Origin of the sequence: Streptococcus agalactiae ATCC 13813 (genome assembly GCF_000186445.1) — a bacterium.
GTDB classification, from domain to species: Bacteria; Bacillota; Bacilli; order Lactobacillales; family Streptococcaceae; genus Streptococcus; species Streptococcus agalactiae.
Window position 1 is genome coordinate 1,258,893 of record NZ_GL636070.1, and the last position, 10,156, is coordinate 1,269,048.

A 10,156-nucleotide genomic window follows, 5' to 3' on the forward strand; every position below is an offset into this window, starting at 1 on the left:
CCAGCGTTATCAATAACGTTGGTTTTTTACTACTATAAGGCCACTTAACCATACAAAAAACCTAGCCAAAGGCAAAGACTTTGACTAGGTTTTTTGATTTTAGTCTACAATAGCTTTTGTAATCTCTTCGGGTGTCATACGTGAGAAGTATTGACTTGTATCAACTGTTTTAAGCGCTGCTAAAACATCTTTGTAATCATAGCGGACACCCTCCAACATTTTTTCAATATCATCTACAGGTTTCACTCCAAAGAAGTCACCAAAGATTTTGACAGATTTTATCGTTGAATTTTCAACATTAGCATAAGTCGTAATTTTTCCAGCTGGATAGCGGACACCACGTTCAATGGTGTATTCAGGTGCTTTACCATACGTCCAATCCCATGTAGCAAATTGATTATCGCGCATAGCTTGGATTTCTGATAACTCGGCATCACTCAAAACATATTCATCCATCTCTGGATATTCTTCCTTCATTTGAGCTAAAATGGCATCGCTAAATTCTTGTACTGTAATTTTATCTGAAAGATGGTCAACAATATTTGTAACACGTGCGCGTACAGATTTTATCCCTTTAGATTCAATTTTGTCTTTAGATACTTTGAGTGCTTGCCCTAAGACTGACATATCAACATCAAATAAAAGACAACCATGATGCATCATACGACCTTTGTAGTAAGCTTGAGCATTTCCTGCAAATTTTTGTCCATTGATTTCTAAATCATTACGACCAGTAAATTCTGCTTTAACACCTAATTTAGCAAGAGTATCAATAACTGGTTTTGAAAAAGTTTGGAAATCAAAAGCACCTTCTTGTGTATTATTAGAAATAATAGTGTAGTTTAAATTATTCAAGTCATGATAAACTGCCCCGCCTCCTGACAAACGACGGACAACATGAATGCCATTTTTATCAATGAACTCTTTGTTAATTTCTTGAATTGTATTTTGATGGCGTCCAATAATGATAGCCGGTTCATTAATCCAAAGAATAAAGATTTCATCGATATCTGTCAACTTTTGAAAGGCGTAAGCTTCTAAAGCAACATTGTAAGCCGGATCATTAGACGTGTTAACGATATATTTCATTTTAAATTCCTAACTAATATTTTATAATATTCAGATAATATATACGTGAAAAGAGATTGAAGCTATAAAAGCTCAATCTCAAATATATTAAACAAAATTATTTGCGTTTTGGAGGGTTGTGAATAGCTTCACCGAGAACATCTAAGAAAGCTTCGTACATAACTTCAGAGAATGTTGGGTGACCATGGATAGATTGTGCTACATCATAGACAGTCAACTCATTTTCCATAATCGTAGAAGCTTCATTAATCAATTCCGCTGCAGCTGGACCAATAATGTGAACACCAAGAATCTCTTTATACTTAGGTTCAGCAATTACTTTTACAAAACCATGTGCTTCGTTTGAAGCGATAGCACGACCATTGCCTGTAAAGCTATTTTTACCAACTAATATGTCACCATATTGTTCACGTGCTTGCTCTTCTGTCATCCCCACCATTGCTACTTCAGGATGAGTATAAACAGCTGCTGGAGTGAAATCTAGATGTGCTTTACGCTTATTACCGCCGAGTGCATTTTCAGCAGCTACTTCACCCATACGGTATGCAGCATGAGCTAACATACGAGTTCCGTTAACATCACCTGGTGCATAGATACCTGGAATTGAAGTTTCTTGATAAGCATTAACTTTAATACGTCCACGTTCCATCTCAAGTTCAGACTCAAGATTTTCAAGACCATTCATTTGTGGAACACGTCCAATTGAAAGAAGAGCTTTATCGGCAACAACTTCTTCACCGTTGTTTAATTTAAGCGTTAATTGATTATTGGCTTCAACAATTTCAGAAACACCAACTGATGTTTTAATCTTCATTCCCTTCTTAGCAAGGATTTTTTGAAGTTCTAGCGATACTTCTTTATCCATTGCTGGAATGATGCGATCAGCCATTTCAATAACAGTTACGTCAACACCATATGAAGCCCATACAAGACCAAGCTCAATACCTACGACACCACCACCCATAACAGCAAGTGACTTAGGAATTTCACGTAAATCAAGAATATCATCTGATGTTAATACTAATGGTGATTCAATACCTGGAATATTAATACGAGATACCTTAGAACCAGTCGCAAGGACGACGTTACGACCTTTGATAACTTTATCGCCAATAACAACAGACTTATCAGGGTTTACTTGTCCAAGTCCATTGAAAATTTCAACTTTGTTCGCTTTCAAGAGACCACGTACACCACCAGTCAGTGTCTTAACTACAGAATTTTTAAAGGCAACAGTCTTATCCATATCAATTGCATAGTTAGTTGAAGCAAGGTTGATACCACGTCCAGCTGCTACTTTCAAACCATCTAAGATTTCAGCATTTTTAAGATATGTTTTTGTAGGGATACAACCAACATTCAAACACGTACCGCCAAATTCAGTTTTCTCAACAATGGCAATTTTTCCTCCAAGTTGAGCACCGCGGATTGCTGCGTAATAACCTGCAGGCCCACCACCTACGACTACGATATCGTACTCATCAGCTGCAAGTTCTTCTTTAGGAGTTGCTGCTGCGACTGTCTCTTGTGAAGGAGCAGCAGGTCCAGAAACTGATTGACCATCTTCAGCTGTGATAGTTGCATCAGCTGAAGGTGATGACGTACCTACTTCTTCACCTTCTTCTCCGATATAGGCAATCACTTCAGTGACGGGAACAACATCTCCTGCCTGATGTACAATTTTTAAAAGTACACCAGTGTCTTCTGCTTCGATTTCCATATTGGTTTTATCAGACATGATTTCAAGAAGGACATCACCTTCATTAACGGTGTCACCTTCATTTTTTTTCCACTCAAGGATTTCGCCTTCTTGCATGTCAACCCCAAGTTTTGGCATAATTACATCAAAAGCCATTTTTTATTTCCTCTTTCGTTTTTCGAATAACTTATTATATCAAATTAAGACCTACGGAATCAAATAAGTAAACCAAATGGGTTTTCCATTAAGTTCTTAAGATCAACCATAAACTTAGCACCATTCATTCCATCAACAATACGGTGGTCAATTGTTAAACACATTGCCATAATTGGTCGAGCTACAATTTCACCATCAACCACTGTTGGAGTCGGAATAGTAGCTCCTACTCCAAGGATTGCTGAGTTCGGTTGATTGATAATTGGGTTAAACGTCTTAGTACCAAACATACCTAAGTTAGTAATTGAGAATGTTGAACCTGACATTTCAGCTGATTTTAATTTACCTTCTTGAGTTTTCTTAATAACATCTTTAGATGCTATAACAAAGTCAGAAAGTGACATTTGATCAGCATTGTGAACAACAGGAACAATCAAACCATCATCAAGACCAACTGCGATTCCAATATTAACAAAATTATGAAGCTCAATTTCTTGTGCATCGTTAATTAATGAAGCATTTAGGTATCGATGCTCTGGTTTCATCAATGTCTTAACAACGGCCATTCCAATCAAATCAGTAAAGCTGACTTTCAAGCCTGTTTTAGCCATGATTGGATCAATTAATTTCTTGCGAAGAGCCATCATTTCAGTCATATCAATGTCATAGTTAAGTGTAAAGCTTGGAGCAGTGAGGTAAGAGTTAGTCATACCTTTAGAAATAGCCTTACGCATTGCAGACATCTTAATGACTTCAACACCTTCTGGTAATTGTTTTTCTTCTGTTGTTGGTGTAGCTTTAGTTTCTACAGGAGCCTCTGCTGCTTGCGGTGACATAGCAGCCAAAACATCATTTTTAACAATTTTACCACGAATACCACTGCCAGTGATTTCTGCTATATCAACTCCTTGATCTTCAGCAATTCGACGTGCCAATGGTGTAATACGTGGTTGAGCACCCTTGAAGCTTTCAACATCTTCTCTGTGAACGCGACCATTTGCCCCTGTTCCAGATACTAGTGCAAGGTCAATAGACATCTCTCTTGCTAATTTACGAGCTGCAGGAGTGGCACGTACTTTTTCACCACTTGTAGCTGCTGGCACACTTGGTTCTGATGTTTCTTCAACTTTTTCTGGTTCTGAAGTTACTTGTGTCGCGTTTTCTTCAACTGATGTATTTTCAGAAGAAGATACTTCTGTTACTTCTTCACCTTCAGCACCGATATAGCCAATTGTCTCAGTTACAGGAACAACATCTCCATTCCCATGTGTGATTTTTAGTAAAACACCTGAGTCTTCTGCTTCAATCTCCATATTTGTTTTATCTGACATAATTTCAAGTAGGACGTCACCTTCATTAACAACATCACCTACCTGTTTTTTCCACTCAAGGATTTCGCCTTCTTGCATGTCAACCCCGAGTTTAGGCATAATAATTTCGACAGCCATAGTTTTCCTTTCACACTAAACTATATCGTCAAATATATGTTTCATCTAACGATATAAATTAAAACCTATAAACAAGGAAAGAGGCTAAGTTTTCACTCATTCCTCAGTCCCTCTTTGTTTTATGAATTATTTACCTTTGTTAACTACTTTGTAGATAGCATCTTTAATTTTTGCTACATCAGGTAAGATTCCTTGTTCAAGTACACGTGAATACGGTACTGGAACATCTTCACTTGCAAGACGCACGATAGGATGATCAAGGTAATCAAATGCTTCACTTTCAGCAACCATAGTTGCAATTTCACCAGTGAAACCACCAGTTTTATAAGCATCGTTAACCAAGATCAATTTACCAGTTTTCTTAACAGAATCGATAATTAATTCTTTATCAAGCGGAATAAGTGTACGTGGATCAACAACCTCAACGTTAATACCTTCCTCAGCAACTTCTTCAGCAGCTTGCATAACACGCTCAAGCATACGGCCATAAGAAACAATTGTTAAGTCAGTACCCTCACGCTTAATATCCCCTTTACCAAGTGGAATATAGAAATCAGGATCCATATTAACTTCTTCTTTCTTACCATAGAGAGCTTTTGGCTCTAAGAAGATAACTGGGTTATTGTCAAGAATAGAAGATTTCAAAAGTGCTTTTGACTCATTAACAGTACCAGGTGCAACAACTTTTAGACCTGGAATGTGTGTTAACCAAGCTTCTAATGATTGTGAGTGTTGTGCAGCCGAACCAATACCTGACCCTGATGCCACACGGAAAGTAACTGGAGTTGATAGACCTCCACCAAACATATAATTCGTTTTAGCACCTTGGTTAACGATAGCATCCATTGCGATTGTTACGAAATCCATGAATGTCAAATCAACGATAGGACGCAAACCTGTTTGTGCAGCACCGATAGCTGAACCTGCAATCGCAGCCTCTGAGATTGGTGTGTCGCGAACGCGCTTAGCACCAAACTCTTCTAACATACCAACAGATGTACCGAAGTCTCCTCCATATACACCTACATCTTCTCCCATTAAAAATACTTTTTCATCTTTGCGCATTTCTTCGCTCATAGCGACATTAATCGCTTCGCGCAAAGCCATAACTTTAGTTTCGCTCATTATTTCCTCCGAATATCCGTTTTTTAATCAATTGAATAATAGAACGAGATAAATCTCATCTACTTTAGGTTATTTTAGTCCACAAAAACGTCTTCAAATGCAACAGACATATCAGGGAATGGACTTTCTTCAGCGAATTTAACCCCTTCTTCAACTTCTTTAATCACTTGTGATTCAATAGCTGCAAGCTCTTCTTCAGTAGCGATTTCATTTTCAATTAAGTATGCACGGTAGCGTTTTACTGGATCTTTAGCTTTCCATGAATCAACTTCTTCTTTAGTACGGTATACCCCAGCATCAGCAGTCGAATGACCAAACCAACGGTATGATTCAACCTCTACAATAGCTGGTCCATTTCCTGAACGCACGTAATTGATGACTTCATGCATTTTCTCGTAAACAGCCATAAGGTCATTACCATCTTCAACATAATGCCCTGGAATACCGTACGCATCAGCACGCATGTAAAGGTGAGGAATTTTAGTTGAGTATGTGATGTCTGTTGAGATACCATAGCGGTTGTTGATGATAAAGAAGATAACTGGTAAGTTCCAAACAGCAGCTAAGTTAACTGACTCATGGAATGAGCCCTCGTTAGTCGCTGAGTCACCCGAAAAGGCGATAACAATGTTATCAGTTCCTTCATATTGCTGTGTAAGGGCAGCACCTACTGCAAGCGCATATCCTCCACCGACGATACCGTTTGTTCCATAGTTACCTTTTTCAAGGTTTGCTAAGTGCATTGAGCCTCCACGACCTTTTGATGTTCCTGTTGCTTTACCAGCAAGTTCAGCAAACATTCCACCAATATCAATACCTTTTGCAATAGTTTGTCCGTGTCCACGGTGGTTTGAGAAAATGATATCTGAATCTGTTAAATCTTGGATAGCACCTACTGAAGCAGCTTCTTCACCAACAGAGAAGTGAGTCATCCCTTGGACGAAACCACGACGAACCAATTTGTTAAATTTCATATCAACATCACGAATACGTTGCATTTTTAGAAACATATCCAAGTGTTGTTCTTTAGATAGAGTTACCATTCTAACCTCCAAAAAATCTTTATTACTTAATTATTGTATAAGTTTTTTTCACAAGATGCAAGAATTTGAACCGCTTTCTTTGTTTTCGTAAAAGGCATCTCAATTTCAAATGTACTTTTTTTCACAAACTATTGTTTTTGAAATTTTCTCACAAATCTAGTCTCATATTTAGATTTTCCCACTCTTCCATTAATAGCAATTGTTCTTCTTGAATTGATTCCAGCTCTTTTTGCAAATCAGAGAGTTTTCCGATGTCATTGGTTTCTAACATTAAACCATTGATATTGTTTTCATCATTTTCAAGAACTTCCAAACGCGCCTCAATTTCTGCAACGCGACGGGTAATTTTCCTAAATTCCTTTTGATTTGCTTTTTGTGTCTCATAATCTGATGTAACGTCGATTTCTGTTTTTGAAACACTCACTTCTTCTTCATTTAAACGTGCTAATTCCTCTAGTTCGGCTTTCTTAGTGAGGTAATAATCATAATCTCCTAGATAGAGAGTACTTCCCTTATCAGAAATTTCGAGAACCTTAGTTGCCACACGATTAATAAAATAGCGATCATGACTAACAAAAAGTAATGTGCCATCAAATTCGATGAGTGCATTTTCTAAGACTTCTTTACTATCAATATCCAAGTGGTTTGTTGGCTCATCTAATATGAGAAAATTATTATTTTCCATAGATAATTTTGCCAATAGCAAACGCGCTCGTTCACCACCGGATAACATTGAAACTGATTTTTTAACATCATCACCTGAAAAAAGAAAAGCTCCTAAACGGTTTCTAATTTCAACTTCTGGCGTTGTTGAAAAAGCATTCCATAACTCATCTAAAACAGTATTCGTTTTTGTTAAATTACTTTGACTTTGATCGTAATACCCAGTTTCGATATTTGCTCCTAATTTTGCTTCTCCTTTGATAAAAGGAATTTGTCCAACAAGCGATTTGATTAAAGTTGATTTCCCGATACCATTTGGACCTACAATTGCAATAGCATCAAATTTCTTCACGTCCAAATCGATTGGCTCCGATAAAGAAACACCTTCATAACCAATAGCTGCATTCTCAAGTGTTAAAACAACATTCCCTGAGATTTTCCCAGCATGAAAAGTCATATTAGCTGATTTTTGCTCTACATTCGGCTTGTCGAGTCGTTCCATCTTTTCTAATTGTTTACGACGAGCTTGTGCTCGTTTAGTGGTTGAAGTCCTAACAATGTTACGTTGTACAAAATCTTCTAACTTAGCAATTTCTTTTTGTTGCTTTTCAAAATTCTTTTCTTCAGTCGCTATTTTCTCTGCCTTAAGATCCATAAATTTCGAATAATTGCCTACATAGCGGTCTAGAGAATGTGTCGTTAAATCATAAGTTACTGTAGCTACCTTGTCTAAAAAATAGCGGTCATGGCTGACAATAATAAGGGCTCCTTGATAATTTACAAGATAATTTTCTAACCAAGCAATCGTATCAATGTCTAAATGGTTCGTTGGTTCATCTAAAACAAGTAATTCTGGCTTTTCAAGTAGCATTTTTGCAAGCGCTAATCGTGTATTTTGCCCGCCAGACAATTCACTAATAGGCATTTCCCACATATCACTGTTAAACTTAAAGCCATTTAAAATAGCCTTTATATCTGATTCATAGGTAAAGCCACCTTTTTCACGAAACTCTTCTGACAAAATATCGTATGTTTTCATCAATTGTTCCAGGTCACTTCCTGAAACTTGCCCCATTTGTAATTCCAATTCACGTAAGCGCTTCTCTACTTCTCTTAATGAGTCAAAAACTTGTAACATTTCTTGGAAAATTGTATTTTCAGATTGAAAACGACTATCTTGTGCCAAGTAGGACAAACTCAAATCACGCTTTTTATTTATTTCTCCTTTTGTCGGAGCCTCTTCACCAACTAAAATTTTAAGAAGCGTTGATTTGCCAGCACCATTACGTCCAACAAGAGCAATATGATCACGTTGATCAACTTGAATATTAATATTATCAAAAAGCACATCACCTGAAAATGAGCGCTCAATTTTGTTTCCTTGTAGTATAATCATAGTTTTATTATAGCATACCTTCAAATAAAACCATTATGGAAATCTTCTCTTTTAATCAAATGATTGCACCTTTTAGGGCTTTAGGTTACAATGAATGTTAGTAATTTCCAAGAAAGAGAGAGACTTTATGTCTATTACAAAAGAATTTGATACCATCGCAGCTATTTCAACTCCTCTCGGTGAGGGAGCTATTGGTATTGTCCGTATATCTGGTACAGATGCCTTAAAGATAGCATCAAAAATTTATCGTGGAAAAGATCTATCCGCTATCCAATCCCATACCTTAAACTATGGTCATATTGTGGACCCAGATAAAAATGAAATCTTGGATGAAGTTATGTTAGGCGTTATGCTTGCTCCAAAAACATTCACAAGAGAAGATGTTATTGAAATTAATACGCATGGAGGAATTGCAGTTACTAACGAAATTCTTCAGTTAATTTTACGACATGGAGCACGAATGGCTGAACCAGGAGAATTTACTAAACGTGCTTTTTTAAATGGTCGAGTTGACTTGACTCAGGCTGAAGCTGTTATGGATCTTATTAGAGCTAAAACAGATAAAGCAATGGATATTGCCGTTAAGCAATTAGATGGTTCTTTAAAGACACTAATCAATAACACTCGACAAGAAATTCTAAATACTCTAGCCCAAGTTGAAGTTAATATCGATTACCCTGAATATGATGACGTTGAAGAGATGACTACAACACTGATGCGTGAAAAAACACAAGAGTTTCAAGCACTTATGGAAAATTTACTTCGAACTGCCCGACGTGGAAAAATTCTTCGAGAAGGACTTTCAACAGCAATTATTGGTCGTCCAAATGTTGGTAAATCCAGCTTACTAAATAACCTCTTACGTGAAGAAAAGGCGATTGTGACAGATATTGAAGGAACAACTCGTGATGTTATTGAAGAATACGTCAATATTAAAGGAGTTCCTTTAAAACTAGTTGACACTGCTGGTATCCGTGATACAGATGATATCGTTGAAAAAATTGGTGTTGAACGTTCAAAGAAGGCTTTAGAAGAAGCCGACCTTGTGTTGTTGGTTCTCAATAGTTCCGAACCACTAACATTACAAGACCGCTCCCTTCTAGAACTAAGTAAAGAAAGTAATCGTATCGTATTACTCAATAAAACGGATCTTCCTCAAAAAATAGAAGTTAACGAATTACCTGAAAATGTTATTCCAATTTCGGTTTTAGAAAATGAAAACATCGATAAAATCGAAGAACGTATTAACGATATTTTCTTTGACAATGCTGGTATGGTAGAACATGACGCTACTTATCTATCGAATGCTCGCCATATCTCACTAATTGAAAAAGCCGTTGATAGTTTAAAAGCTGTCAATGAGGGCTTGGAATTAGGAATGCCTGTTGATCTCTTACAAGTCGATATGACTAGAACTTGGGAAATACTTGGAGAAATCACTGGAGATGCAGCTCCAGATGAACTAATAACTCAGCTCTTCAGCCAATTCTGCTTAGGTAAATAAAAAAATATTCGGTGCTTACGCACCGAATATTTC

General features: G+C 37.1%; 7 protein-coding genes. 1 reads left to right on the forward strand and 6 read right to left on the reverse strand.

Annotated elements, in window-relative coordinates; translation table 11 throughout:
- Positions 1 to 99: 99 nt before the first annotated feature.
- From lplA to HMPREF9171_RS107180, 6 genes are all read right to left on the reverse strand, one after another.
- Complete coding sequence (gene lplA, locus HMPREF9171_RS107205; protein ID WP_000875296.1) at positions 100 to 1,089, reverse strand: lipoate--protein ligase; 990 nt, start codon at positions 1,087 to 1,089, stop codon at positions 100 to 102.
- 97 nt (positions 1,090 to 1,186) lie between these two features.
- Positions 1,187 to 2,944, reverse strand: a complete 1,758-nt coding sequence (gene lpdA / locus HMPREF9171_RS107200; protein ID WP_000863371.1) for a dihydrolipoyl dehydrogenase — start codon at positions 2,942 to 2,944, stop codon at positions 1,187 to 1,189.
- Between the two features lie 59 nt (positions 2,945 to 3,003).
- Positions 3,004 to 4,392, reverse strand: coding sequence for a dihydrolipoamide acetyltransferase (locus HMPREF9171_RS107195; RefSeq protein ID WP_000257573.1), 1,389 nt, complete (start codon positions 4,390 to 4,392; stop codon positions 3,004 to 3,006).
- 126 nt (positions 4,393 to 4,518) lie between these two features.
- A complete protein-coding gene (locus HMPREF9171_RS107190) occupies positions 4,519 to 5,517 on the reverse strand; it encodes an alpha-ketoacid dehydrogenase subunit beta (RefSeq protein ID WP_000005088.1) in 999 nt (332 codons plus the stop codon).
- Between the two features lie 74 nt (positions 5,518 to 5,591).
- Complete coding sequence (locus HMPREF9171_RS107185) at positions 5,592 to 6,560, reverse strand: thiamine pyrophosphate-dependent dehydrogenase E1 component subunit alpha (RefSeq protein WP_000258167.1); 969 nt, start codon at positions 6,558 to 6,560, stop codon at positions 5,592 to 5,594.
- Positions 6,561 to 6,708: 148 nt separating this feature from the next.
- Positions 6,709 to 8,619, reverse strand: a complete 1,911-nt coding sequence (locus HMPREF9171_RS107180; protein WP_000584910.1) for an ABC-F family ATP-binding cassette domain-containing protein — start codon at positions 8,617 to 8,619, stop codon at positions 6,709 to 6,711.
- A gap of 127 nt (positions 8,620 to 8,746) precedes the next feature.
- On the opposite strand from HMPREF9171_RS107180, the gene mnmE reads away from it, so the two are divergent.
- The gene (gene mnmE, locus HMPREF9171_RS107175; RefSeq protein WP_000028890.1) at positions 8,747 to 10,123 is read left to right on the forward strand and encodes a tRNA uridine-5-carboxymethylaminomethyl(34) synthesis GTPase MnmE; all 1,377 of its coding nucleotides are present in this window, start codon (positions 8,747 to 8,749) and stop codon (positions 10,121 to 10,123) included.
- Positions 10,124 to 10,156 lie beyond the last annotated feature (33 nt).